20 protein-coding genes are annotated in these 24,260 nt (G+C 71.6%); 10 read left to right on the forward strand and 10 right to left on the reverse strand.

Annotation, left to right across the window (positions count from 1 at the left end; genetic code table 11):
* Nucleotides 1–14: 14 nt before the first annotated feature.
* Together OG985_RS21175 and OG985_RS21180 are read right to left on the reverse strand one after the other, a co-directional pair.
* Nucleotides 15–542: an EamA/RhaT family transporter gene (locus OG985_RS21175; protein ID WP_371669904.1), complete on the reverse strand. Its 528-nt coding sequence runs from the start codon at nucleotides 540–542 to the stop codon at nucleotides 15–17.
* A gap of 42 nt (nucleotides 543–584) precedes the next feature.
* Nucleotides 585–950: an SH3 domain-containing protein gene (locus OG985_RS21180; protein ID WP_371669905.1), complete on the reverse strand. Its 366-nt coding sequence runs from the start codon at nucleotides 948–950 to the stop codon at nucleotides 585–587.
* Nucleotides 951–1,133: 183 nt separating this feature from the next.
* Here OG985_RS21180 and OG985_RS21185 point away from each other — a divergent pair, with 183 nt between their 5' ends.
* Nucleotides 1,134–3,416, forward strand: a complete 2,283-nt coding sequence (locus OG985_RS21185) for a serine/threonine-protein kinase (protein ID WP_371669906.1) — start codon at nucleotides 1,134–1,136, stop codon at nucleotides 3,414–3,416.
* A gap of 341 nt (nucleotides 3,417–3,757) precedes the next feature.
* Here OG985_RS21185 and ilvD read toward each other — a convergent pair whose 3' ends face one another.
* The 4 genes from ilvD to OG985_RS21205 form a co-directional block, all read right to left on the reverse strand.
* Complete coding sequence (ilvD, locus tag OG985_RS21190) at nucleotides 3,758–5,611, reverse strand: dihydroxy-acid dehydratase (RefSeq protein WP_371669907.1); 1,854 nt, start codon at nucleotides 5,609–5,611, stop codon at nucleotides 3,758–3,760.
* 279 nt (nucleotides 5,612–5,890) lie between these two features.
* Nucleotides 5,891–6,496 (reverse strand): TetR family transcriptional regulator, encoded by a 606-nt coding sequence (locus OG985_RS21195; RefSeq protein ID WP_371669908.1) that lies wholly within the window; start codon nucleotides 6,494–6,496, stop codon nucleotides 5,891–5,893.
* Complete coding sequence (locus tag OG985_RS21200) at nucleotides 6,493–7,317, reverse strand: sugar phosphate isomerase/epimerase family protein (RefSeq protein ID WP_371669909.1); 825 nt, start codon at nucleotides 7,315–7,317, stop codon at nucleotides 6,493–6,495. Before OG985_RS21200 ends, OG985_RS21195 begins: the two co-directional genes overlap by 4 nt.
* Nucleotides 7,318–7,645: 328 nt before the next feature.
* A complete protein-coding gene (locus OG985_RS21205) occupies nucleotides 7,646–8,578 on the reverse strand; it encodes a Ppx/GppA family phosphatase (protein ID WP_371669910.1) in 933 nt (310 codons plus the stop codon).
* Between the two features lie 71 nt (nucleotides 8,579–8,649).
* Between OG985_RS21205 and OG985_RS21210 the strand changes: the two genes are divergently transcribed.
* The gene (locus tag OG985_RS21210) at nucleotides 8,650–9,498 is read left to right on the forward strand and encodes a hypothetical protein (protein ID WP_371669911.1); all 849 of its coding nucleotides are present in this window, start codon (nucleotides 8,650–8,652) and stop codon (nucleotides 9,496–9,498) included.
* A gap of 66 nt (nucleotides 9,499–9,564) precedes the next feature.
* Here the strand turns inward: OG985_RS21210 and OG985_RS21215 are convergent, their stop codons facing one another.
* On the reverse strand, nucleotides 9,565–11,304 hold the full coding sequence (locus tag OG985_RS21215; RefSeq protein WP_371669912.1) for a hypothetical protein: 1,740 nt from the start codon (nucleotides 11,302–11,304) through the stop codon (nucleotides 9,565–9,567).
* A 239-nt stretch (nucleotides 11,305–11,543) separates the two neighbouring features.
* On the opposite strand from OG985_RS21215, the gene radA reads away from it, so the two are divergent.
* Nucleotides 11,544–12,953 (forward strand): DNA repair protein RadA, encoded by a 1,410-nt coding sequence (gene radA / locus OG985_RS21220; RefSeq protein ID WP_371669913.1) that lies wholly within the window; start codon nucleotides 11,544–11,546, stop codon nucleotides 12,951–12,953.
* A 79-nt stretch (nucleotides 12,954–13,032) separates the two neighbouring features.
* The gene (gene disA / locus OG985_RS21225; RefSeq protein ID WP_371669914.1) at nucleotides 13,033–14,157 is read left to right on the forward strand and encodes a DNA integrity scanning diadenylate cyclase DisA; all 1,125 of its coding nucleotides are present in this window, start codon (nucleotides 13,033–13,035) and stop codon (nucleotides 14,155–14,157) included.
* Nucleotides 14,158–14,428: 271 nt separating this feature from the next.
* Here the strand turns inward: disA and OG985_RS21230 are convergent, their stop codons facing one another.
* Nucleotides 14,429–15,274: a hypothetical protein gene (locus OG985_RS21230; RefSeq protein WP_371669915.1), complete on the reverse strand. Its 846-nt coding sequence runs from the start codon at nucleotides 15,272–15,274 to the stop codon at nucleotides 14,429–14,431.
* Between the two features lie 466 nt (nucleotides 15,275–15,740).
* Here OG985_RS21230 and OG985_RS21235 point away from each other — a divergent pair, with 466 nt between their 5' ends.
* The 5 genes from OG985_RS21235 (at nucleotide 15,741) to cseC (ending at nucleotide 20,500) form a co-directional block, all read left to right on the forward strand.
* Nucleotides 15,741–16,676 (forward strand): A/G-specific adenine glycosylase, encoded by a 936-nt coding sequence (locus OG985_RS21235; RefSeq protein ID WP_371669916.1) that lies wholly within the window; start codon nucleotides 15,741–15,743, stop codon nucleotides 16,674–16,676.
* 248 nt (nucleotides 16,677–16,924) lie between these two features.
* Entirely contained in the window at nucleotides 16,925–17,464 is a 540-nt protein-coding gene (locus tag OG985_RS21240; RefSeq protein WP_356045295.1) for a SigE family RNA polymerase sigma factor, read from the forward strand.
* Between the two features lie 89 nt (nucleotides 17,465–17,553).
* Nucleotides 17,554–18,168 carry a hypothetical protein gene (locus OG985_RS21245; protein WP_371669917.1) on the forward strand — a complete coding sequence of 205 codons (615 nt, stop codon included), beginning with the start codon at nucleotides 17,554–17,556 and terminating at the stop codon, nucleotides 18,166–18,168.
* A gap of 277 nt (nucleotides 18,169–18,445) precedes the next feature.
* Nucleotides 18,446–19,150: a two-component system response regulator CseB gene (cseB, locus tag OG985_RS21250; RefSeq protein WP_371669918.1), complete on the forward strand. Its 705-nt coding sequence runs from the start codon at nucleotides 18,446–18,448 to the stop codon at nucleotides 19,148–19,150.
* Nucleotides 19,151–19,165: 15 nt separating this feature from the next.
* On the forward strand, nucleotides 19,166–20,500 hold the full coding sequence (gene cseC, locus OG985_RS21255) for a two-component system sensor histidine kinase CseC (RefSeq protein WP_371669919.1): 1,335 nt from the start codon (nucleotides 19,166–19,168) through the stop codon (nucleotides 20,498–20,500).
* A gap of 394 nt (nucleotides 20,501–20,894) precedes the next feature.
* Here the strand turns inward: cseC and OG985_RS21260 are convergent, their stop codons facing one another.
* Complete coding sequence (locus OG985_RS21260; protein WP_371669920.1) at nucleotides 20,895–22,484, reverse strand: MDR family MFS transporter; 1,590 nt, start codon at nucleotides 22,482–22,484, stop codon at nucleotides 20,895–20,897.
* Between the two features lie 120 nt (nucleotides 22,485–22,604).
* Between OG985_RS21260 and OG985_RS21265 the strand changes: the two genes are divergently transcribed.
* Complete coding sequence (locus OG985_RS21265; protein ID WP_371669921.1) at nucleotides 22,605–23,192, forward strand: TetR/AcrR family transcriptional regulator; 588 nt, start codon at nucleotides 22,605–22,607, stop codon at nucleotides 23,190–23,192.
* Nucleotides 23,193–23,283: 91 nt separating this feature from the next.
* Here OG985_RS21265 and OG985_RS21270 read toward each other — a convergent pair whose 3' ends face one another.
* Nucleotides 23,284–23,970, reverse strand: a complete 687-nt coding sequence (locus OG985_RS21270; protein WP_371669922.1) for a M23 family metallopeptidase — start codon at nucleotides 23,968–23,970, stop codon at nucleotides 23,284–23,286.
* Nucleotides 23,971–24,260: the final 290 nt, after the last annotated feature.

The following is a 24,260-nucleotide window of genomic DNA, read 5'->3' on the forward strand; positions in this document are numbered from 1 at the left end:
GCCTGCCTTCGTACCTACTTGCGGCGGCGCTTCTTCGGTGGGTTCGCGGTGCGGTTCTTCGAGGGGTTGCCGGTGCGGCGGTGGGCACGCTTTTCGTGCTGGACGCGGGCTGCTTCGTACTCCTCGCGGTGCAGCTTCTCTCCCGGGGCCTCGATGAGGGAGCGGAAGAAGTAGGCGAGGAGTGAGCCGACGAAGCCGATGGCCAGGAGGCCGCGGAGGGATGCCTGGCGGTCGGGGTCGGGGCGCTTGGTGAAGCCGTCCAGGGTCTGGCGGAAGGCGAGGGCGCTGCAGACCGCGAACATCACGATCACCAGGAAGGTCACGAAGCGCCCGGTGTCCGCGATCTGCAGGCCCTCGTAGGCGAAGCGGAGGACCAGGCAGGAGCCGGCCACGGCGGCGAGCGAACCCGCGGCCACGCCGACGCGGCGGAGGGTGTAGTCGCCGTCGTGGTTCACCCAGGTCGTGCCGAAGAAGCGCAGGGGTTCGGGGCGGGGGCCCGTGGAGCCCGCGGGGGTGGACGGGGTGCCGTTCTCGTCGCTCACCCGTTGATTATGTCTCCGGGTGTCCGCGGGCTCCGTGGCGGATCAGGCGCAGCGCGCTGCTACATACCCGTCGCTGCCCGTTTTCACGTACGCGTCCGACACGTACTCACCGCTGTCGATGTTGTCCCAGATCTTGGTGGTGCCGTACGGGCCCGTCACCGTGGAGCCGGGTGTCTGGCAGAAGATCGGGACCATGGCGCCCTCGGCCAGGATGCGGACGATGCCGTACGTGGTGCCGGGACCACTGCGGACGTTGAGGCGGACGCCCGGCGCGACCGCGTAGTAGTGCAGTGCCGCGGCCGCCGTGGTGACGGCCTCCTTCGTCTCGCCGGTCTCCGCCGTGGCGACCTCTTCGGCCTGCACGGCCTCTCCGACGCCTCTGACCTCTTCGACTCGGTCGACAGACATGGACAACTCCCCCCGTTGCGACCCCATGAATGCCATGGGGTCCCGTTGATTCCCCTGAATCACGCCATGAAACACATGTACGCAACTCGCACATCGAGGCTAGCAAGCCGCCTCTGTCTCGCACGAGTCATCGACTAGGCTCCGTGCGTCGCGCGCGCGGACGAACAGCACGGGGGTGTTCCCATGGCGCCACAACAGAACGCCGGAGCGGGCGCGGAAGCGGAACTTCCCGAGTACGCCGGTCACTACCGTCTTGAGTCGTGCCTCGGCTCCGGCGGCATGGGCATCGTGCACCTGGCCCGGAGCACCTCCGGGATGAAGGTCGCGGTGAAGGTCGTCCACGCCCAGTTCGCCAAGGACCCCGAGTTCCGGGGGCGGTTCCGGCAGGAGGTGGCGGCGGCACGGCGGGTGAGCGGGGCCTTCACCGCGTCCGTCGTGGACGCGGACCCCGAGGCCGAACGGCCCTGGATGGCCACGCTGTTCATTCCCGGCCCGACCCTCTCCGATCACGTGAAGCGGAACGGACCCATGGACGGCGCCCAGTTGCGCCGGCTGATGGCCGGGCTGGCCGAGGCACTGCGCGACATCCACCGGGTCTCCGTCGTGCACCGGGATCTGAAGCCGAGCAACGTGCTGCTCGCCGAGGACGGTCCGAAGGTCATCGACTTCGGCATCTCGCGGCCGAAAGACAGCGAGTTGCGCACCGAGACGGGCAAGTTGATCGGTACCCCGCCGTTCATGGCGCCCGAGCAGTTCAGGCGGCCGCGGGAGGTCGGGCCCGCCGCCGACGTCTTCGCACTCGGGTCCGTCATGGTCCATGCCGCGACGGGCCGCGGGCCCTTCGACTCCGACAGTCCGTACGTCGTCGCCTACCAGGTCGTGCACGACGAGCCCGACCTGACGGGCGTGCCGGGGAATCTCGCGCCGCTGGTCCTGCGGTGCCTCGCCAAGGACCCGGAGAACCGGCCGACTCCTGACGAGTTGATGCGTGAACTGCGGTCGGTGGCGGCCTCGTACGAGACACAGGCGTTCATACCGGTGCAGCGGACCGGGGAACTACCGCCGTTGTGGCCCCGCGCCGAGGACGAGCCCGCACCGCAGGGCGGGGCGCCGGCTGCCTCGTCCGCCGGGGCGCCGGCTGCCTCGCCCGCCGTGTCGCCGTCCGCGTCGCCCGCCGTGTCGCCGTTCGCGTCGCGGCGGGGTCCGCAGGCTGAGCCGAGTTTCGATTCCGGGGGGCAGCCCGCGCGCCGCCTCGGGGAACGTGCGACCGGGAAGGGGTGGCGCGGCAAGAGCCTGCGCGGGCAGGTGGCCCTCGCGGCCGGGGCGCTCGGGCTGGTCGTGATCGGTGCGTTCGCCTCGGTTCCGCTGTTCCGCGACGAGAGCGGCGGTGCCACGCCGAAGGACACGCACTCCCGTGCCGCGTCGGCCGGGTTCCGGGCGTGGGAGGCGAAGCCGGTCGTCAAGGGGGCGGTGACCTCGCAGTGCTCGTACGGGACGGGGAGGTTGTTCTGCGCCCAGCCCGGTGTGGTCTTCGCCCTCGACCCGGCCGACGGCAGCGTGCTGTGGCGGCATCGAGTCGCGGCGGCCAGCCGGAGCGGGCCGCCCGTCCTGTCAGGAGGGTTGGTGCAGCTCTCGGCCGACGGCGGGCAGCGGTTCGAGGCCCTCGATCCCGCCTCGGGCCGGAGCCACTGGCAGCGGGAGGAGCCGGTCCACGGCGGGGCCGCGTACGCCGGTGGCATGTTGCTGCTCACCGGCGCCGACGGAACGGTCACCGGCGTGGACAGCGCCTCGGGCGACACGAAGTGGAGCCGGCGGGTGCCGGGGCAGGACGTGCCGTACTTCTCCTCCTTCGGCGGGGACGGGTCGGCGTACGCGACGAGCGGTTCCGCCGACGGGTCGAGCACGCGGGTCAGCGCGCTGGACCCGGTCACCGGCGATGTGCGGTGGGACGCGCGGCTGGACGGGTCCCTGCAGCCGATCGGCGTGCACGGCGGGTCCGTCTTCTTCGTCTCCGTCGACCCGGTGTACGAGGAGACGAGAGGCGTGGTCCGTTACACCCCGGCCACCGGGGCCTCGCGGCGGGTGACACTGTCCTTCCCGCTCGAGGGCGCCCGAGCCGGTGTCCACGGGAACATGGTCCATCTCCTGGCCGCGAACGGTTCACTGATGGCCGTCGACATGGCGGCGGGCAAGCAGCGCTGGAGCCTTCAGACGGCTGTGAGCCGGGGCTCGACGCCCGTGGCCGACGACCGTCACGTGTACTTCACGGCCGCCGACGGGCGGCTGCTCGCCGTCGACGCCGGCCGGGGAAGGCTCGTCGGGCAGACCTCGCCGCGGCCGGGCACGGAATCCGACCGGGTCACGGCGGCGCTGCCGGAACCACTGATCGCCGACGGTCACGTCTTCGCCGGGGCTCCCGACGGCACCGTCTACGCCGTCGACGGCCGCGACCCGGCGGCCTGGTAGCGCGGCAGGGACGAGGGCCGTCTCGGCAGGGACGAGGCCGCCGCGGTAGGGACGAGGCCGTCTCGTCACGGCCGTCGCACGCACGAGGGTCGCCCGTCTAAGCACCGCACGCGCAAAAGCCACCCCATCAGAGCGCGGCGCACGCACAAGGGCCGCGCCGTCGGAGCACCCGCGCGCAAGAACGCACCGTCAGAGCACGGCGGACACGCGAGGGCCGCCGGTCAAAGCACCGCGCACGCACAAGAACGCCACGTCTGAGCACGGCGCACGCACGTGGGCCGCGCCCCGACGACTTCGCGTCAGGGCGCGGCCCACCGGACCGGAGTGAGTGCCTCGGGCCCTCAGCCCAGCTTGCTCACGTCTCGCACGGCGCCCTTGTCCGCGCTGGTGGCCATCGCCGCGTACGCCCGCAGCGCGGCCGACACCTTCCGCTCGCGGTTCTTCGGGGCGTACACCCCGCCCAACGCCTTTTCGCGGCGGGCCAGTTCGGCCTCGTCGACGAGGAGCTCGATCGTGCGGCCCGGGATGTCGATGCGGATCCGGTCGCCGTCCTCGACGAGGGCGATCGTGCCGCCGGAGGCCGCCTCCGGGGAGGCGTGGCCGATCGACAGGCCCGACGTGCCGCCGGAGAAGCGGCCGTCGGTGATCAGGGCGCAGGTCTTGCCGAGGCCGCGGCCCTTGAGGAAGGAGGTCGGGTAGAGCATCTCCTGCATACCGGGGCCGCCCTTGGGGCCCTCGTAGCGGATGACGACGACGTCGCCGTGCGTGATCTGCTTGTTCAGGATCTTCTCGACGGCCTCTTCCTGGGACTCGCAGACCACCGCCGGGCCCTCGAACGTCCAGATCGACTCGTCGACACCGGCCGTCTTGACCACGCAGCCGTCCACGGCCAGGTTGCCCTTCAGCACCGCCAGGCCGCCGTCCTTGGAGTACGCGTGCTCGGCGGAGCGGATGCAGCCGCCCTCGGCGTCCTGGTCGAGTGCCGCCCAGCGCTCGGACTGGGAGAACGCCTCGGCGGAGCGCACACAGCCGGGCGCCGCGTGCCACAGTTCGACGGCCTCCGGGGAGGGCGAGCCGGCGCGCACGTCCCAGGTCTTCAGCCAGTCCGCGAGGGAGGGGCTGTGGACCGAGTGGACGTCCTCGTTCAGCAGGCCCGCGCGGTGCAGCTCGCCGAGGAGGGCGGGGATGCCGCCGGCGCGGTGCACGTCCTCCATGTAGTACGTGCGGTCCTTCGCCACGTTCGGCGCGACCTTCGCGAGGCAGGGCACCCGGCGCGAGACCTCGTTGATCTCCTCCAGGCCGAACGGGACGCCCGCTTCCTGGGCGGCGGCCAGCAGGTGGAGGATCGTGTTGGTGGAGCCGCCCATCGCGATGTCGAGGGCCATCGCGTTCTCGAAGGCCGCGATGGTGGCGATGTTGCGGGGCAGGACCGTCTCGTCGTCCTGCTCGTAGTAGCGGCGGGTGATGTCCATCACCGTGCGCCCCGCGTCCTCGTACAGCGCCTTGCGGGCCGTGTGGGTGGCGAGGACCGAGCCGTTGCCGGGGAGGGAGAGGCCGATGGCCTCGGTCAGGCAGTTCATCGAGTTGGCGGTGAACATGCCGGAACAGCTGCCGCAGGTCGGGCAGGCGTTCTCCTCGATACGGAGGATGTCCTCGTCCGAGATCTTCTCGTTCACGGCCTCGGACATCGCGTCGACCAGGTCGAGCGTGCGGACCGTGCCGTCAACCAGGGTGGCGCGGCCGGACTCCATCGGGCCGCCGGAGACGAAGACCGTCGGGATGTTCAGGCGCAGGGCCGCGTTCAGCATGCCCGGGGTGATCTTGTCGCAGTTGGAGATGCAGATCAGGGCGTCCGCGCAGTGCGCCTCGACCATGTACTCCACGCTGTCCGCGATCAGGTCGCGGGAGGGCAGGGAGTACAGCATGCCGCCGTGCCCCATCGCGATGCCGTCGTCCACGGCGATCGTGTTGAACTCGCGCGGGATGCCGCCGGCCGCGACGATCGCCTCGCTCACGATCCGGCCGACGGGCTGGAGGTGGGTGTGGCCCGGCACGAACTCCGTGAAGCTGTTGGCGACCGCGATGATCGGCTTACGGCCGATGTCCGCGCCGGGTACACCGGAGGCGCGCATAAGGGCGCGGGCGCCCGCCATGTTGCGGCCGTGGGTGACTGTGCGGGACCTCAGCTCGGGCATCGTCGCTCGCTCCTTCGGGGACTGCGGGGACTGCGATCAGAGACTTCTGACTGCTAACGAGCGTACGCCGGTCATCCAGGGGGCGGACAGGTTGTCCGGAATGCGGGATGTACGTCTCAGGGGCTGCGGTCGGTTCGGGCGGGGTGAGGGCGAAGTGCCGACCGGGTGCCGCCCGGGTGTGGCCCGCCTTCGGACCGGGTGCGGACCGGGTGTGGCCCGCCTTCGGACCGTCCGAGGTCCGCCGCGGCGTTCGGCGCGGCTTCGGCGCGGGCCGGTGTTTCAGGCGCCGGTCAGGTGCCCCTGCACCACGGGCGCCAGGCGCGCGACGATCTGTTCCATGTCCGCGGACGCCAGGGGTTCCACCTTGATCACGTACCGCAGGATCGCCGTCCCCACGAGCTGCGCGGCCGCCAGTTCGGCGCGCAGTTCCGCGTCGGGCAGTTCGAGCTGCGCGGCGATGCGGCGCAGCAGCTGCGAGGCGACGAGCCGGCGGAAGACGGCGGCCGCGGTCTCGTTCGTCACGGCGGACCGGACGATCGCCAGCAGGGGCGCGCGGGTGACCGGGTTCTCCCAGATGCCGAAGACGAAGCGGGTCAGCCGCTCCCCGACCTCGTCGACGGGACCCTCTGCGATCGCGTCAGGCGCGTTCAGCGCGGGTGCGAAGGCGACCGTGATGGCCGCCTCGAAGATCTGTTCCTTGGTGCCGAAGTAGTGGTGGACCAGGGCCGGATCGACGCCTGCCGCCTTCGCGATGCCGCGCACGGACGTCTTCTCGTAGCCGCGCTCGGAGAACTCCTCGCGGGCCGCGCCCAGGATGCGGTCGCGGGTGTCGGCGGCTTCCGTACGAGGGGGACGGCCACGCCTGCGGGCGGTCACGCCGGTCACCGCCGGGGCACCTTCACCGCGGACGCCAGGTGCAGGCGCGTGAAGGCCAGGGCCTCGGCGAGGTCGGCCTCCCGCTCCGCGCCGGACATGGCGCGACGGGTGTTGACCTCGATGACGACGTGGCCGTCGAAGCCGGTGAGCGCGAGCCGTTCCAGCAGCTCGGCGCAGGGCTGGGTGCCGCGGCCGGGGACGAGGTGCTCGTCCTTGGCCGAGCCCCTGCCGTCCGCGAGGTGGACGTGGCCGAGGCGGTCCGCCATGCGGTCGACCATCTGCATGGCGTCGCTGCGGGCGGTCGAGGTGTGGCTGAGATCGATCGTGAAGTGGCGGTAGTCGTCCTTCGTCACGTCCCAGTCGGGCGCGTAGGCGAGCATCTCGCGGTCGCGGTAGCGCCAGGGGTACATGTTCTCGACGGCGAACCGCACATCCGTCTCGTCCGCCATCCGCCAGATCCCGGTGACGAAGTCGCGGGCGTACTGGCGCTGCCAGCGGAACGGCGGGTGGACGACGACCGTGCTCGCGCCCAGCTTCTCGGCCGCCGCGCGGGCGCGCTGGAGCTTGACCCAGGGGTCGGTGGACCACACCCGCTGCGTGATGAGCAGGCAGGGAGCGTGTACGGCGAGTATCGGGATCTGGTGGTAGTCGCTGAGTCTGCGGAGCGCCTCGATGTCCTGGCTGACCGGGTCGGTCCAGACCATGACCTCGACTCCGTCGTACCCGAGGCGCGCGGCGATCTCGAAGGCCGTCGCTGTGGACTCCGGGTACACGGAGGCCGTGGACAGCGCGACCTTCGCATCCGGGATGCGCACGACTGGTTTTGCCACGGGGGCTAGCGTACGGGGTGCGGTCGGGGGGATGCGGGGCGTCTGCAGGCCGTTGTGGTGTTCGCCACGGGCGTGCGCCCCTCCCGCGCGGCGCGCGGCCGATCCCGCCACGCGGCGCGGCCGTACCGAGGTGCCGGCCCGCGCCCGTCGACGCGGGACGTACCGAGCCACCACCCCCCGCCCGTCGACGCGCGCCGTACCGAGCCACCGCCCCAGGCGCCGACGGTCGGTCGCGCCAATACTCGGTGGCGCCGACGGTCGATCGCGCCGACGGTCGATCGCGCCGATGCCGGGTGATCCGGGCGGTGATCCGGGCGCCGACGACGGGTCAGGCCGACCCCATGTGATCCAGGCGCCGCAGGATCACGCCCTCCCTGAGGGCCCAGGGGCAGACCTCCAGGTTCTCCACGCCGAAGAGGTCCATCGCGCCCTCGGCCACCAGGGCGCCGGCGAGCAGCTGCTCGGCCCGGCCCTCGGACACGCCCGGCAGTTCGGCGCGTTCCGCGACTGTCATGCCGGCCAGTCGCGGGACCCAGGCCTCCAGGGACTCCCGCTTGAGCTGGCGTTGGACGTACTGGCCGTCGGCGGAGCGGGCGGCGCCCGCGAGACGGGCCAGCTGCTTGAAGGTCTTCGACGTGGCGACCACGTGGTCGGGGGCGCCGAAGCGGGCGAACTCACCGACCGTGCGGGCGATCTGGGCCCGCACGTGGCGGCGCAGGGCCCTTATCGCCTCCGCGTCGGGCGGGTCGCCGGGCAGCCAGCCGGCGGTCAGGCGGCCCGCGCCGAGCGGCAGCGAGACCGCCGCGTCGGGTTCCTCGTCGATGCCGTACGCGATCTCCAGGGAGCCGCCGCCGATGTCGAGGACGAGCAGCTTGCCCGCGGACCAGCCGAACCAGCGGCGGGCGGCGAGGAAGGTGAGCCGGGCCTCCTCGGCGCCGGTGAGGACCTGGAGCTCCACGCCCGTCTCGGCCTGCACGCGCGCGAGGACGTCGTCGGCGTTGCTGGCCTCGCGCACGGCGGAGGTCGCGAACGGCAGCAGGTCGACGACGCCCTTGTCCTCGGCGGCCTGGAGGGCGTCCCGGAGGACGGTGACCAGTTTGTCGACCCCTTCGGGGCCGATGGCACCGGCGTCGTCGAGCAGCTGGGCGAGGCGCAGCTCCGCCTTGTGCGAGTGGGCGGGCAGCGGGCACGCGCCGGGGTGCGCGTCGACCACCAGCAGGTGCACCGTGTTCGATCCCACGTCGAGGACACCGAGTCTCATGCACGGAACGCTACTGCCAGCGGAGGCTTCGGCCGTCCCCGGAGCGGCTCCCGGCGACTTACCCTGGACGAGTGCCAAAGACGAAAAAGGCGAAGACCGACATTTCGACCGACGGTCCCGGGCGGGCGAAGCCGGCGAAGCCATCGAAGAAGTCGCAGAAGGCCCTGGCGGCCGACGAGAAGGGACTCGACTTCGCGCGCGCGTGGGTGGAGTTTCCTGATCCGGCGGACGACGAGCAGGTCTTCCGCTGCGACCTGACGTGGCTGACCTCTCGCTGGAACTGCATCTTCGGCAGCGGCTGCCAGGGCATCCAGGCGGGCCGAGCGGCCGACGGCTGCTGCACCCTCGGTGCCCACTTCTCGGACGAGGACGACGAGAAGCGGGTCGCGGGACATGTGGCCCGACTCACGCCGGAGCTGTGGCAGCACCATGACGTGGGTCGGGAGACGGGCTGGGTCTCGGAGGACGACGAGGGTTCCCGGCAGACCCGTCCCTACGAGGGCTCGTGCATCTTCCAGAACCGGCCCGGTTTCGCCGGCGGCGCGGGCTGCTCGCTGCACATCCTGGCGCTCAAGGAGGGCCGCGAGCCGCTGGAGACCAAGCCGGACGTCTGCTGGCAGCTTCCGGTGCGGCGCACCTACGAGTGGATCGACCGGCCCGACGACACGCGCGTGCTCCAGGTGTCGATCGGTGAGTACGACCGGCGCGGCTGGGGTCCGGGCGGGCACGACCTGCACTGGTGGTGCACGTCGGCGACCTCGGCGCACGGCGGGGGCGACCCGGTGTATGTGTCCTACCGGCCGGAGCTGACCGAACTCATGGGCAAGGCCGGCTACGACCGCCTGGTCGAGCTGTGCGAGGAGCGGCTGGCCTCACAGCTGCCGTTGCTGGCGCCTCACCCGGCGGACCCGGTCGGCTGAGGAGGGCCTGCGGGCCTGCGGGCCTGGGCGCGGCAGGGGCCATGTCGGCCTGTGGAACGTGAAGGGTCACGAGTCGGACGGGCTCGGGTCGCCGCTGTCGTCGGGCGGCGGGGTCGAGCCCTGCGGATCGGTCGGGGCGGAGTCGGTGGGAGTCGGGTCCGGGGGCGGCGAGGACGGCGGGTCGCTCGGCGTGGGGTCCGTGGGCGCCGATGTCGTGGGGGTCGGGTCCGGGTCGGACGGGTGCGGGTCGCCGTGACCCGGGCCGGGGTGTCCCGGATGGCCGGGGTGGTTGCCGGGGGCGGAGGGGCTGGGCGCGGTGCCGTAGCCGTCGATGGAGACGACGGCGCCGGCGGGTGAGATCGCCACGCGCGCGCTCCAGTGGCCGGCCGGCTCGCGCAGATGGTCGACGTACACCTTGATCGTCAACGTCTCGCCCGGGTCGAGGGTTCCCGAGGACTGGCTCAGGTAGAGCCAGGGGGCGGCCGTCGTCGCGGACCAGCGGACCGGGGTCGAGCCGGTCGCGGCGAGGGTGACCAGCGTGGTGTCGCCGCTGTGGCCGGCCGACACCTCGAGGTGACCGGCGCCCTTGTGGCCGGCGCCGTTGACGCTGACGACCTCGACGGACACGTCGGGTGTGTCCTTTCCGGCGAAGCGGCCGCCGTGCCTGATGCTGGCGTTTCCCGCGTTCTCGTAGCCGCCGGTCGCCGACTCGCCGTCGAGGCTGTCGGGGCCCTGCGCCTCGCTGGCGGTGGCCGGGTGCCCGTCCTGGCCGTCGCCGGCCGGCGCTCCCCGGTAGGCGGCCCACAGGGCGAGCACCGGGGCGGCGACGACGGTCGCGACGACCGTCGTCGTGACGGCACGCGCGCGTAGCCGCTCCTTCCGGGCGGCCCGGTCCTTGGGGTCCATCGGGAAACCGCGCCGGTCGAAGCGCGGGGCGGCGCTGCCTCGCGCGCGCGGGAGGTGCGCCATGGCGACGTGCAGGGCCGCGCGGGGTGCCTCCAGGACGGGCAGCTCGGCGGGGGTGACGCCGGCGCCGGGCCAGCGGCCGGGGACCGCGCGCTCGGCGCAGCGGCGGCAGCGCGGGCAGTCGTCGACGTGCCGGACCAGTTCGCGGCGCACGGCTGTGCTGAGCACGAGCTGGTTGTCGCCGGTCAGGCGGGCCACGCCCGGGCAGGAGCCGGTCTCGACGACGGCGAGGGCGGCCCGGGTGCGCTCGACCTCGCAGGCGGCGGAGGCGAGCAGTTCGCGGGCGGCGGTGAGGTCGGTGCCGAGGACGGCGGCGACCTCGTGGGCGGCGAGGTGATGGCGCACCGCGAGTTCGAGTGCCTCGCGCTGTTCCGGGGTGGTGCCGGCCGCCTCCGGCCAGGCGAGCTGGGCGAGTTGGCCGCGGCGCTGCTCGTGGATCTCGGTGGAGACCGGCGGGGCGGCGGGCTGTGCGGACCGCTGCCGGTCGGGGCCGTGGCGACGGCCCGACGCGTGCGTGGCCTGACGTTTCTGCTTGGCCTCGGCCAGCTTGCGCAGACAGGCCCAGCGGGCCAGCGCGTACAGCCAGGCCCTGCGGTCACCGGCCGCTTCCGGGCCGCGGCGGCGCCCGGCGAGCGCGAGGACGTCTCCCAGGGCGGCGGTCGCCGCGTCGTGGTCGCACAGCACGGAAAGGCAGTAGGTGAACAGGCCGTCCAGATACGGCTCGTAGCGCGCGGGCGGCCGCTGCGCGAGCGTGCGTGCGGCACCACGGTCACGCGCCTCCCGGTGCGCCCGGTGTGCGCCGGTGGTGCGGGTCGAGATCTCCGGACTGCTGCTCATCATCCGTGGACCGTAGGCGGCGGGCGTTGGCCCCTTCCTCCCCCTTGAGCACTTTTAATTCGTACGGGTGAAACGATCCCTCATAAGGGGACAGCAACCCGCGAGTCGATGGCTCGTTCGTGACGGCCGGTGGCCGGTTCGTACGGGGTGCCCGAAATGTCGACGGGGGTGGGACGTGCGCCGTCGGCGTCCCGGCGACCGGCCGCATCCGGGTTGTCAGTGGTGGCGGTTACGGTTCGTCCATGGCTGCCCGCACGAAGACCACCAAGGACCGGCCGTCCTACCGCTGCACGGAGTGCGGCTGGCAGACGGCCAAGTGGCTCGGCCGCTGCCCCGAGTGCCAGGCGTGGGGGACGGTCGAGGAGTACGGCGCGCCCGCTGTCCGCACGACGGCCCCGGGGCGTGTCACCACCTCGGCGGTGCCCATCGGACAGGTCGACGGCAGGCAGGCCACGGCCCGCCCCACGGGCGTGCCCGAGCTGGACCGCGTGCTCGGCGGCGGACTGGTGCCCGGCGCCGTCGTCCTGCTCGCGGGCGAGCCGGGCGTCGGCAAGTCGACCCTCCTTCTCGACGTGGCGGCCAAGTCGGCGAGTGACGAACACCGCACGCTGTACGTCACCGGTGAGGAGTCGGCGAGTCAGGTGCGGCTGCGGGCCGACCGCATCAAGGCCATCGACGACCACCTCTATCTCGCCGCCGAGACCGATCTGGCCGCGGTCCTCGGGCACTTGGACGCGGTGAAGCCGTCCCTGCTGATCGTCGACTCCGTGCAGACCGTGGCCTCCCCGGAGATCGACGGGGCCCCGGGCGGCATGGCACAGGTGCGGGAGGTGGCCGGGGCCCTGATCCGGGCCTCCAAGGAACGCGGGATGTCGACCCTCCTGGTGGGCCATGTCACCAAGGACGGGGCAATCGCCGGACCCCGCCTCCTGGAACACCTGGTGGACGTCGTCCTGAGCTTCGAGGGCGACCGGCACGCGCGCCTCCGGCTCGTACGGGGTGTCAAGAACCGCTACGGCACCACGGACGAGGTCGGCTGCTTCGAACTGCACGACGAGGGCATCACCGGCCTCGCCGACCCCAGCGGCCTGTTCCTGACCCGGCGGGCGGAACCGGTGCCGGGCACCTGCCTGACCGTCACCCTGGAGGGCCGCCGCCCCCTGGTGGCCGAAGTCCAGGCACTCACCGTCGACTCACAGATTCCCTCGCCCCGGCGGACCACGTCCGGCCTGGAGACGTCCCGCGTCTCGATGATGCTCGCCGTTCTCGAACAGCGCGGCAGGATCAGCGCCCTGGGCAAAAGGGACATCTACTCCGCGACGGTCGGCGGTGTGAAGTTGTCGGAGCCGGCCGCCGACCTCGCGATCGCCCTCGCGCTGGCGTCGGCCGCGACCGACACCCCGCTGCCCAAGAACCTGGTCGCGATCGGCGAAGTGGGCCTCGCGGGCGAGGTCAGACGGGTTACGGGCGTCCAGCGCCGGCTCGCCGAAGCACACCGTCTGGGCTTCACCCACGCCCTCGTACCGACCGATCCCGGCAAGATCCCGGCCGGTATGAAGGTCCAGGAAGTCGCGGACATGGGAGAGGCCCTGAGTGTCCTTCCACGGTCGCGTCGCAGAGAGGCCCCACGGGATGCCGAGGACCGCCGGTAGACTTTGCCCAGGTCTCGCCCGTCCGTACGAACCACATGTGCGAAACGGAGCCCCCAGAACCTGCGACCGGAGGAGTGCAGTGGCAGCCAACGACCGGGCAGCAGCTCCCGGAAAATCCGGTGGGAGTTCCGGTGCCGATGGCCTGATGCGTGCCTCACTGAGTGCCGTGGCACCGGGCACGGCACTGCGTGACGGCCTCGAGCGGGTACTCCGCGGCAACACCGGCGGTCTCATCCTGCTCGGCTCCGACAAGACCGTCGAGTCCATGTGCACCGGTGGATTCGTCCTGGATGTCGAGTTCACCGCCACCCGCCTGCGTGAGCTGTGCAAGCTGGACGGCGGCATCGTGCTGTCCTCGGACCTGTCGACGATCCTGAGGGCCGGCGTGCAGCTGCTCCCGGACCCGACGATCCCCACCGAGGAGACCGGCACCCGGCACCGCACCGCGGACCGGGTCAGCAAGCAGGTCGGCTTCCCCGTCGTCTCCGTCTCCCAGTCCATGCGCCTCATCGCGCTGTACGTCGACGGGCAGCGCCGCGTCCTGGAGGACTCGGCGGCGATCCTGTCCCGGGCCAACCAGGCCCTCGCCACCCTGGAGCGCTACAAGCTCCGCCTCGACGAGGTCGCGGGCACGCTGTCGGCGCTGGAGATCGAGGACCTGGTCACCGTCCGGGACGTCTCCGCGGTCGCCCAGCGCCTGGAGATGGTGCGCCGCATCGCCACCGAAATCGCCGAATACGTGGTCGAACTGGGCACGGACGGCCGCCTTCTCGCCCTCCAGCTCGACGAGTTGATCGCCGGCGTCGAGCCCGAGCGTGAACTTGTCGTACGGGACTACGTCCCCGAACCCACCGCCAAGCGCTCCCGCACGGTCGACGAGGCCCTGTACGAGCTCAACGCCCTCGCGCACGCCGAGCTTCTCGAAATGCCCACGGTGGCCCGCGCGTTGGGCTACACCGGCTCTCCCGAGGCGCTCGACTCGGCGGTGTCCCCGCGGGGCTTCCGCCTGCTGGCGAAGGTGCCGCGGCTGCCGGGCGCGATCATCGACCGGCTCGTGGAGCACTTCGGCGGGCTGCAGAAACTGCTCGCCGCGAGCGTGGACGACCTCCAGACGGTCGACGGCGTCGGCGAGGCCAGGGCGCGCAGTGTGCGCGAGGGGCTGTCGCGGCTGGCCGAGTCGTCGATCCTGGAGCGGTACGTCTAGGAACGGGAGACCCGGGCGCGGCCCAGGCCGTGCCCGACGATCGCGTCGGATCGGCGGGCGGCCTCCGGTGCCCCGCGCCGCAAGGCGGCCCGGAGGACGACCCGCGTACCGGGCGTACTCGGGTCGTGCGACTACGCGGCGAGGTGCCGTGCCGGGCGTCGCGCGCCCGGCGGGGATGGCCGCCAGACACGGCCCTCGGGGCGCCCTGCGACAGGCTGCGGGGGCTCCTGGTCGTTCTTCCGAGGGCTCCTGCTCGTTCTTGCGGGGGCCGCTAGTCGTTCTGGAGCACGAACGACGTCTGGGTCTTGGCGAAGGCGGGCGCCTTCGCCTCGACCAGGTAGGTGCCCGCTCCGGCCGATCCGGCCGGCGGCGTCGCGCACTCGGGAGCGCTCGGCTTGCGGTCCCACTTCACGGTGTACGTGATGCTGCTGCCGGCGGGCACCCGGAACACCAGACCGCCGGAGACCTTCGGGCAGTCGGCGGAGGACCAGTAGTCGTCGTCGGTGCCCGCCTGCGTGATCGTCAACACCGCGGTCTTCGGGCCGAGATCGACCTTGCAGTCGCTCGCGGCGGAGTTCTTGGCGGTCAGTTCGAAAGCGGGCGTCTGTCCGGGCGCGTACGCGTTCTTCACGCTGCGCAGGGTCAAGGTGACGTTGCTCGCGGTGCAGTTGGGCAGGGGGGAGCCGGCCGGAAGCGTGTCGCCGGTCCCTACGCCGCCGCCCGTACCGCCCGCCGAACCGCCACCGGCACCGCCGTCCGCGCTGCCCGCACCGCCGGAGTCACCGGAGCCGCCGGAGTCCGCGCCCGAGGTCGCGCCGGACCCCGAACCGTCGCCGGTTCCGGAGCCCGATCCGTTGGAGGCCCCGCCGCTCGACTCGTCGCGCCCGCCCGGGGCTTGGCTGATCGCCGGTCCGGAGTCGGAGGGTCCCGCGGTGATCGTGGGCGCGGGGTTCTTCCCGTTGGAGCCGTCCGCGCCGTTGTCGCCGCCTCCGCCGCCCGTGGTCACGATCCAGGCGATCAACAGCGTCAACAGGGCGAGTACGGACAGCAGTACGGCCCTCCGTCGCCAGTAGATGGTGGAGGGAAGCGGCCCGACCGGATTGCGCAGAGATCCCACGGCGCAAACTGTACGAGAGATCGCCACGTTCGCTTGCCCCACCCGCCGCCCCGGGCCACAACTTTTCCGGATCATCATTCCGGTCGCGGCCGCCTCGCCCTCGGCTTTCGCCGGGCCGGGCACCCGGAGATCGCGGGGTGTGACGACAACGACCGATCACTTACGGTGCGTAACCACGAGGTGCGGGGCAATGAGCCCCGCTGTGGTCGTGCCGGTCTTCCGCACGACCCCCCAACGTGGGTACGCCACCAGGCCGACGTGGACACAGCCCGCCTGTCACCACCCGCCACCACGCCCGGCGTTCCCCGCCCGCCGGGCGGACCCGTGCGTTCGCGACCGTGTCCCTCGTGGCGCTTCGCCTCTGGCCATGGGTGTGGCTTCCGGTGAGGGTGTCCGGCAGCCGGGCGACGTCCTGGGGTGGCGCTGCCCCCGACCGGCGGCCCACCCATGGCAGGATCAAAGGGCCATGACTGCGCCCACGAAGCCCCCGCACAGCGCCTCCTCCGGGACCGCGTCCGACCGCGTCCCCGGCGAGTCGCTCCACTCCCCCGTCATCGACTGGTTCGACACGCACGCCCGTGACCTGCCGTGGCGGCAGGCCGAGGCCGGGCCGTGGGGGGTGATGGTCAGCGAGTTCATGCTCCAGCAGACGCCGGTGAGCCGGGTCCTGCCCGTCTACGAGCAGTGGCTGGCCCGCTGGCCCCGCCCCGCCGACCTGGCCGCGGACGCCCCCGGCGAGGCCGTCCGCGCCTGGGGCCGGCTCGGCTACCCGCGCCGCGCGCTGCGGCTGCACGGCGCCGCCGTGGCCATAACGGAACGGCACGGCGGCGACGTACCGACCGATCACGCCCAGCTCCTCGCGCTGCCCGGCATCGGCGAGTACACGGCCGCGGCCGTCGCCTCCTTCGCCTACGGACAGCGGCACGCCGTCCTGGACACCAACGTCCGCCGGGTGTTCGCGCGTGCCGTGACCGGCGTCCAGTACCCGCCGAACGCGACCACGGCCGCCGAACGCAGGCTGGCACGCGAGCTGTTGCCGCGCGACGAGGTGACCGCCGCCCGCTGGGCCGCGGCCTCCATGGAGCTCGGCGCGCTGGTGTGCACGGCCAGGAACGAGACCTGTCACCGCTGCCCGATCGCCGCGCAGTGCGCGTGGCAGCTGGCGGGCAAGCCGGAGCACGACGGGCCGCCGCGGCGCGGACAGACGTACGCGGGCACGGACCGCCAGGTCCGCGGGAAGCTGCTGGCCGTACTGCGGGAGGCGCATGCGCCCGTCCCGCAGGCGGCGCTCGACCGGGTGTGGCACGAGCCGGTGCAGCGCGCCCGGGCGCTGGACGGCCTTGTCGCGGACGGTCTGGTGGAGCCGTTGCCCGATGGTCTGTATCGGTTGCCGCACGCCTGACACACATCCGTCCGCGCCCGACCATCGGTCAAATCGCCCTATACCTGGCCCATTCGGTGCGCCTGCTTACCCCGTTCCTACTTCCGTTACACAACCGACGGACAGCCGAGTGCTAGCCGCGCGCTGCTTCGGACAGCCCCGTGACAACCCCTCCGTAACTTCATCTGCGTACCGCGGGGACAAGCGGGACGCAGGCAATGGAGAACCGGCAGCAGGCAGGTCGGAAACGGGGATGGAGGCGGTTGATCATGGCGCAGGGCGAGGTGCTCGAATTCGAGGAGTACGTCCGCACCCGGCAGGACGCGCTGCTGCGCAGCGCCCGTCGGCTGGTCCCGGATCCGGTCGACGCCCAGGACCTGCTGCAGACGGCTCTCGTCCGGACGTACGGCCGCTGGGACGGCATCGCCGACAAGCGGCTCGCGGACGCCTACCTCCGCCGGGTCATGATCAACACGCGGACCGAGTGGTGGCGGGCACGGAAGCTGGAGGAGGTCCCCACCGAGCAGCTCCCGGACGCGTCCGTCGACGACTCCACCGAGCAGCACGCGGACCGCGCCCTGCTGATGGACATCCTGAAGGTGCTGGCTCCCAAGCAGCGCAGCGTCGTCGTCCTGCGACACTGGGAGCAGATGTCCACGGAGGAGACGGCCGCCGCACTCGGCATGTCGGCCGGAACGGTCAAGAGCACGCTGCACCGGGCGCTCGCCCGGCTCCGCGAGGAGCTGGAGAGCCGCGATCTGGACGCACGCGCGCTGGAGCGTGAGGAGCGGGAGCGTTGCGCGGCCTAGGCACGAGGGCCGGGGGTGACGGGCGAGCGGACGGGTTTCCGGAGAACGGAGCACCCGTCCGGCCCGGGCCCCCACCGGCTCGAGGGACCTTGCAGGCGGCGATCACGGCAGTGGCCGTGCTCGCCGCCCTCGCCCTTTTCGTCTCGGCCTGCGCCACCGGTGGCACCGGCGCGCGCGACGAGGGTCCTGCCCACTCGGACGTCGTCGGGGGCGGCGCGGCCTCGGCCTCACCCGTGGTGAGTCCCAGCAGGACCGCCGACCGCGTCGACGCGGTCAGGCTCGTCAAGGGTGACCCGGCGGTCTCGGCGGAGGTCAAGCGTGAGCTGAAACCGTGTGTCGCCGACGAGTACCCCGTCGACGTGTCGTACGGCGACCTGACCGGATCCTCGGCGGACGACGTCGTGGTCAACGTCCTGACCTGCGGTGACGCGGTCGGAGTCGGCTCGTACGTGTATCGCGAGGTGGCCGGCCGGTACGAGAACGTGTTCCGGGCCGAGGAGCCCCCGGTCTACGCCGAGATAGACCGCGGCGACCTGGTGGTGACCAAGCAGGTGTACGAGAAGGGCGACCCGGTGTCGAGTCCGTCCGGTGAGAACGTGATCACGTACCGCTGGGGCTCGGACCGGTTCGCCGAGGCGTACCGCACACACAACGACTACAGCAACGCCGTCGGGAACGAACCCACGGTGGATCCGGACGACTGAGCACCGAGCACCCGCCCCAAGGCTTGCGGGCCTCGCGGACTTTGCGGACCTTACCGACCTTGGGGACCTTGCGGATGCGGTGCGTTCCGCGAAGTCCGCGAGTTCCACGAATCTCCGGCAGAGTGAACCGACCGGGCGGCCCGGAACGATCCTTCAGTGAGCGGTCGGCCTTTTCACGGGGGCACCGGTCCGCAGGGCCGGCGTTCACGAGCTCGCATATGGGCGAGTTCACACGAGACCGTGAGCGACGGCAGAAACGAGAGGCGAGAGCAGCGGCATGGCAGACCAGACCCACGTCCTTTTCGTCGAGGACGACGACGTCATCCGCGAGGCCACCCAACTCGCGCTGGAGCGGGACGGCTTCGCGGTCACCGCCATGCCCGACGGACTGTCGGGCCTGGAGGCCTTTCGCGCGGACCGCCCCGACATCGCCCTCCTGGACGTCATGGTCCCCGGGCTCGACGGGGTCAGCCTGTGCCGCCGTATCCGGGACGAGTCGACGGTTCCGGTGATCATGCTGTCGGCGCGCGCCGACTCGATCGACGTGGTGCTGGGCCTGGAGGCCGGCGCCGACGACTACGTGACCAAGCCGTTCGACGGTGCCGTCCTGGTCGCCCGGATCCGCGCGGTGCTGCGCCGCTTCGGCCACGCGAGCGGCGGCGACCGGGCGGAGGAGGCGGACTCCGCCGCGGACGGGGGCGTGCTCAGCTTCGGCGAGCTGGAGATCGACACCGAGGGCATGGAGGTGCGCCGGGCCGGCCTGCAGGTGGCCCTGACGCCGACCGAGATGCGGCTGCTGCTGGAGTTCTCCTCCGCGCCGGGCACGGTCCTCTCGCGCGACAAACTTCTCGAGCGCGTGTGGGACTACGGCTGGGGCGGGGACACGCGCGTGGTCGACGTCCATGTGCAGCGCCTGCGTACGAAGATCGGCCAGGACCGGATCGAGACGGTCCGCGGCTTCGGCTACAAGTTGAAGGCCTGAGCAGGGGATCAGAGTATGCGGGGGAAGTTTCGGCGCCCGGTCCTGGAGCGTGCGGACATGCGTACGGGCCTGAGATGGAAACTCAGCGCGGCCATCGCGCTGGTCGGTGCGCTGGTGGCGGTCGCGCTCAGCCTGGTCGTGCACAACGCGGCGCGGGTCTCGATGCTGGACAACGCGCGCGACCTGGCGGACGAGCGGGTGCAGATCGCCCAGCGCAACTACGAGCTGTCCGGGCGGCCGAACTTCCCCAACATCAAGATCGACGACTCGCGGCTGCCGGGCGCGCTGCGACAGAAGGTCGAGGAGGGCCGCCGGGCCACCTACGTCACCGACCGGACCGACGGTGGGCCCGACATCTGGGCCGCCGTGCCGGTCAAGGACGGGCACGTGCTGTCGCTGCACACCGGGATCCCCGACCGCAGCACGGACATCCTGAAGGACCTGGACCAGGCTCTGGTGATCGGCTCCATCGCGGTCGTCCTCGGCGGCAGCGCGCTCGGCGTGCTCATCGGCGGCCAGCTCTCGCGCCGGCTGCGCAAGGCGGCGGCCGCCGCCAACCAGGTCGCCCGGGGCGAGTCGGACGTACGGGTGCGGGACGCCATAGGCGGAGTCGTACGGGACGAGACCGACGACCTCGCGAGCGCGGTGGACGCCATGGCGGACGCGCTACGGCAGCGGCTGGAGGCCGAGCGCCGGGTCACCGCGGACATCGCGCACGAACTGCGCACCCCGGTGACCGGGCTGCTGACCGCCGCCGAGCTGCTGCCCCCGGGCCGGCCGACGGAACTGGTCCTGGACCGGGCGCAGGCCATGCGGACCCTCGTCGAGGACGTCCTGGAGGTCGCCCGCCTGGACGGCGCCTCCGAGCGGGCCGAACTGCAGGACATCCTGCTCGGTGAGTTCGTCAGCCGGCGGGTGGCGGCGAAGGACCCGCACGTCGGGGTGCGCGTGGTGCACGAGTCGGAGGTCACGACCGACCCCCGGCGGCTGGAGCGCGTGCTGTTCAACCTGCTGGCCAACGCGGCCCGGCACGGCAAACCGCCGATCGAGGTCAGCGTCGAGGGCCGGGTCATCCGGGTCCGCGACCACGGCCCCGGCTTTCCCGAGGACCTCCTCGCCGAGGGCCCGAGCCGCTTCCGCACCGGCAGCAGCGACCGCGCCGGGCACGGCCACGGCCTGGGCCTCACCATCGCCGCGGGGCAGGCCCGCGTACTGGGCGCCCGGCTGACCTTCCGCAACGTCCGCCCGGCGGGAGCGCCGGAGCACGTCCCGGCCGAGGGGGCGGTCGCGGTGCTGTGGCTGCCGGAACACGCGCCGACGAACACGGGCAGCTATCCGATGCTGCCGTAGGCGTGGCGCCACCTGCCGACGATCACAGCAGCTGAGCGGTGCCGCCGTAACCGGGGCGCCACATGCCGACGATCACAGCAGCTGTCCGATGCCGCCGTAGCCGAGGCGAGCGCACCGGCCGACGAACACGACGGACAGCCACCCGATACCGCCCCGTTCCCAAGGCGCACCACCGGCCGACGAACACAACGGACAGCCACCCCATACCGCCGTACCCAAGGCGCACCACCGGCCGACGAACACAACGGACAGCCACCCGATACCGCCGTACCCAAGGCGCACGCGCCCTGCCGTAGCCGGGGCGCCACACGCCCGGCTCCCGGGGCGGTCCACAGCGAAGGCCCCCCGGGGGCGGACACCGCCCGGGGGGCCTTCGGCTCGCTGTCGGAGCAGGTCAGACGGCCTCGACGACCGTGGCCTGCGCCACCGTCCCCGTGCCCTCGTCCTCGCCCGGCTTGTCGGCGGCCGGTCCCGCTCCCTTCAGCGGGACCTCCTTCACGAACACGGCCGCCACCAGCGCGACCACCGCGACCACGGAGCCGAGCAGGAAGGCGGAGTGCGTGCCGGAGGACACCGCGTGCTGGTACGCCTCGCGTGCCGCCACCGGCAGCTTCGCCAGGCTCGCCGCGTCCAGCTGCGCCGACTGCTCGGTGACCTTCGAGCCCAGCGCACCGGCCCGCTCGGACATGACGTCCTGGACCCGGTTGTTGAACAGGGCGCCCATGATGGCGACACCGAAGGACGAGCCGAGGGTACGGAACAGGGTGGTGGACGAGGACGCGACGCCCATGTCCTTCATCTGCACGCTGTTCTGCGCGACCAGCATGGTGATCTGCATCAGGCAGCCCATGCCCAGACCGACGACGGCCATGAAGACGCCGGAGGTGAACCGGCTCGTACCGGTGTCCATCGTCGACAGCAGGTACAGCCCGACGACCATCAGCACGCTGCCCACGACCGGGAAGACCTTGTACTTGCCGCTGCTCGTGGTGACCCGTCCCGCGACCATCGAGGTGACGAGCATCGCGCCGAGCATCGGCAGGAGGAGCAGACCGGAGTTGGTCGCGGAGGCGTTCTGCACCGACTGCTGGTACAGCGGCAGGAAGAGGGTTGCGCCGAACATCACGAAGCCGGTGACGAAGCCGATGACCGACATCAGCGTGAAGTTGCGGCTGCGGAAGATGTGCAGCGGCAGGATCGGCTCGGCCGCCTTGCGTTGCCAGAACACGAAGCCGATGAGCGAGGCGACGCCGATGGCGATGAGTTCCATGATCCGCGCGGACGACCAGGCGTACTCGGAACCGCCCCAGGTCGTCACGAGCACGATGGAGGTGATGCCCAGGGTCAGCAGTCCGGCGCCCAGGTAGTCGATGCGCGTCTTGGCCCGCTTCTTCGGCAGGTGCAGGACGACACTGATCGCGGTGAGCGCGACCGCGCCGAGCGGCAGGTTGATGTAGAAGGACCAGCGCCAGCCCCAGTTGTCCGTGATGGTGCCGCCGACCAGCGGGCCGCCGATCATCGCGAGCGCCATGACGCCGGCCATCATGCCCTGGTACTTGCCGCGCTCGCGCGGCGGGATCAGGTCGCCGATGATCGCCATGACGCCGACCATCAGACCGCCCGCGCCGAGGCCCTGGATCGCGCGGAAGCCGATCAGCTCGCCCATGTTCTGGGCCATGCCGCTGAGCGCGGAGCCGATCAGGAAGATCACGATCGAGGTCATGAAGGCGCCCTTGCGCCCGTACATGTCGCCGAGCTTGCCCCAGATGGGGGTCGAGGCAGCGGTCGCGAGGGTGTACGCGGTCACCACCCACGACAGGTGTTCAAGTCCCCCGAGCTCACCGACGATCGTCGGCATCGCCGTGCCCACGATCATGTTGTCGAGCATCGCGAGCATCATGGTGATCATGAGCGCGAGCAGTACCACCCGCACGCTCCTGGGCTGTTTCTCCGCCCCGGTCCCGGCCGTCTCTGTGTCCGCCATCGTTCCCACTCCCCTGGGTACCACCGCCGGCGGCCTACTTACTTGCCGCCCGGCTAGTTACACTGTGAAGGTAGACGCGCAACTAGCCGGGCGTCAAGTAAGTTTTCCGGGGGTGCGAAGATGGGCGGCACGATGGACGGCACCAAGCGGCAGCGCCGCGGCAACACCCGCCAGCGCATCCAGGACGTGGCACTCGAGCTCTTCGCCGAGCAGGGATACGAGAAGACCTCGCTGCGCGAGATCGCCGAGCGCCTGGACGTCACCAAGGCGGCGCTCTACTACCACTTCAAGACCAAGGAAGAGATCATCGTCAGTCTCTTCGCCGACCTGACGCAGCCGATCGAGGACCTCATCGAGTGGGGGCGGCAGCAGCCGCACTCCCTGGAGACCAAGCGGGAGATCCTGGGCCGCTACAGCCAGGCCCTGTCGGACGCGGCCCCGCTGTTCCGCTTCATGCAGGAGAACCAGGCGACGATGCGGGAACTGAGCATCGGCGAGTCGTTCAAGAGCCGCATGATGGGCATGCGCGAGATCATCGTCGACCCGGACGCGGACCTGGTCGCCCAGGTCCGCTGCGTCAGCGCCCTGTTCACGCTGCACGCCGGGATGTTCTTCCTGCAGGACCTCAACGGCCGGCCCGAGGAGAAGCGCGAGGCCGTTCTCGAGGTCGCCGTCGACCTGGTGACGCAGGCGCACCAGGGGTCCTAGACCAGACCTGGCCAGACGTGGCCAGACGTGGCCAGTCCGGGACCATCCTTGGCCCGGCCCGGCCGGACCGTGTCGGCCGGGGCCTCGGACCTCAGACCTTGACGCCCTTGGCGTGCAGGAAGGCGACCGGGTCGATGGCCGAGCCGTAGTTCGGGGTCGTACGGATCTCGAAGTGCAGGTGCGGGCCACTGGAGTTGCCGGTGTTGCCGGACCGGGCTATGTGCTGACCGGTGGCGACGATCTGGCCGACCCGTACGTCGATGCGCGAGAGGTGCGCGTACTGCGAGTAGGTGCCGTTGCCGTGCTTGATGACGATGGCGTTGCCGTACGCGGGCCCGTCACCGGCACCGTTGCCGCCGGCCTTGACGACGGTGCCGCCGTGCGCGGCCATGACGTTGGTGCCGCTCGGCACGGCGAAGTCCTGCCCGCTGTGGGTGGAGTGCCACATGCCGCCGGCCTGGGCGAAGCTCGCGGAGAGCGTGTACTTCTTCACCGGGTCGATCCAGGAGGCGGCCTTCTTCGCGGCGGCCTTCTTGACGGCGGCGGCGTGCTTCACCGCGGCCGCCTTCTTCACGGTGGCTGCCTTGGCCTGCGCCGCGGCCTGCGCCTGGACGGCGTTGGCGGTACCGGCGGCCGGCAGGGCGGCCACACCGGTGTCGGCTGCGGCCGCGACCCCGGCCCCCAGTACGACCGACGCTCCCAGGCCGGCGGCCAGGACGGCCGCACGAGTACGAAGCCGGGACGTACGGGAAGAAAGGGACGAGACGCGCTGGGACATCGGATACCTCACGGGGACGGGGACAGGAATGCCACCCGGCGCAAGACGTCCGCCGGATGGGCCACACCTTGGTAACCCTGGATCCCATCAGCACCCAAACCGCCTAACTACGACGGAAGCTAGTACTTCTTCTCAAAACTTCACGCTTCTTGACAGACAGCTCATCCGGGACGAATCAACCCAGTACGGCCGGATCCGACCATTGATTGAAGACTAAAAGTCCTTTTTGCCCGAATCAGCTAAATTACTATGCGCCCTAGTAACGGACAAATCGCCTGTGCGGCATGTCA

Source organism: Streptomyces sp. NBC_00289 (assembly GCF_041435115.1).
Classification (GTDB): domain Bacteria; phylum Actinomycetota; class Actinomycetes; order Streptomycetales; family Streptomycetaceae; genus Streptomyces.

What these genes read in the sequence shown, in the direction of transcription:
- radA (WP_371669913.1), top strand. Translation starts at nt 11,544, where the DNA reads ATGGCTGCCCGCACGAAGACCACCAAGGACCGGCCGTCCTACCGCTGC.
- ilvD (WP_371669907.1), bottom strand. Translation starts at nt 5,611, where the DNA reads ATGCCCGAGCTGAGGTCCCGCACAGTCACCCACGGCCGCAACATGGCG.
- OG985_RS21205 (WP_371669910.1), bottom strand. Translation starts at nt 8,578, where the DNA reads ATGAGACTCGGTGTCCTCGACGTGGGATCGAACACGGTGCACCTGCTG.
- OG985_RS21215 (WP_371669912.1), bottom strand. Translation starts at nt 11,304, where the DNA reads ATGATGAGCAGCAGTCCGGAGATCTCGACCCGCACCACCGGCGCACAC.
- OG985_RS21240 (WP_356045295.1), top strand. Translation starts at nt 16,925, where the DNA reads ATGGCGCAGGGCGAGGTGCTCGAATTCGAGGAGTACGTCCGCACCCGG.
- OG985_RS21185 (WP_371669906.1), top strand. Translation starts at nt 1,134, where the DNA reads ATGGCGCCACAACAGAACGCCGGAGCGGGCGCGGAAGCGGAACTTCCC.
- OG985_RS21180 (WP_371669905.1), bottom strand. Translation starts at nt 950, where the DNA reads ATGTCTGTCGACCGAGTCGAAGAGGTCAGAGGCGTCGGAGAGGCCGTG.
- OG985_RS21270 (WP_371669922.1), bottom strand. Translation starts at nt 23,970, where the DNA reads ATGTCCCAGCGCGTCTCGTCCCTTTCTTCCCGTACGTCCCGGCTTCGT.
- cseB (WP_371669918.1), top strand. Translation starts at nt 18,446, where the DNA reads ATGGCAGACCAGACCCACGTCCTTTTCGTCGAGGACGACGACGTCATC.
- OG985_RS21265 (WP_371669921.1), top strand. Translation starts at nt 22,605, where the DNA reads ATGGGCGGCACGATGGACGGCACCAAGCGGCAGCGCCGCGGCAACACC.
- OG985_RS21260 (WP_371669920.1), bottom strand. Translation starts at nt 22,484, where the DNA reads ATGGCGGACACAGAGACGGCCGGGACCGGGGCGGAGAAACAGCCCAGG.
- OG985_RS21235 (WP_371669916.1), top strand. Translation starts at nt 15,741, where the DNA reads ATGACTGCGCCCACGAAGCCCCCGCACAGCGCCTCCTCCGGGACCGCG.
- cseC (WP_371669919.1), top strand. Translation starts at nt 19,166, where the DNA reads ATGCGGGGGAAGTTTCGGCGCCCGGTCCTGGAGCGTGCGGACATGCGT.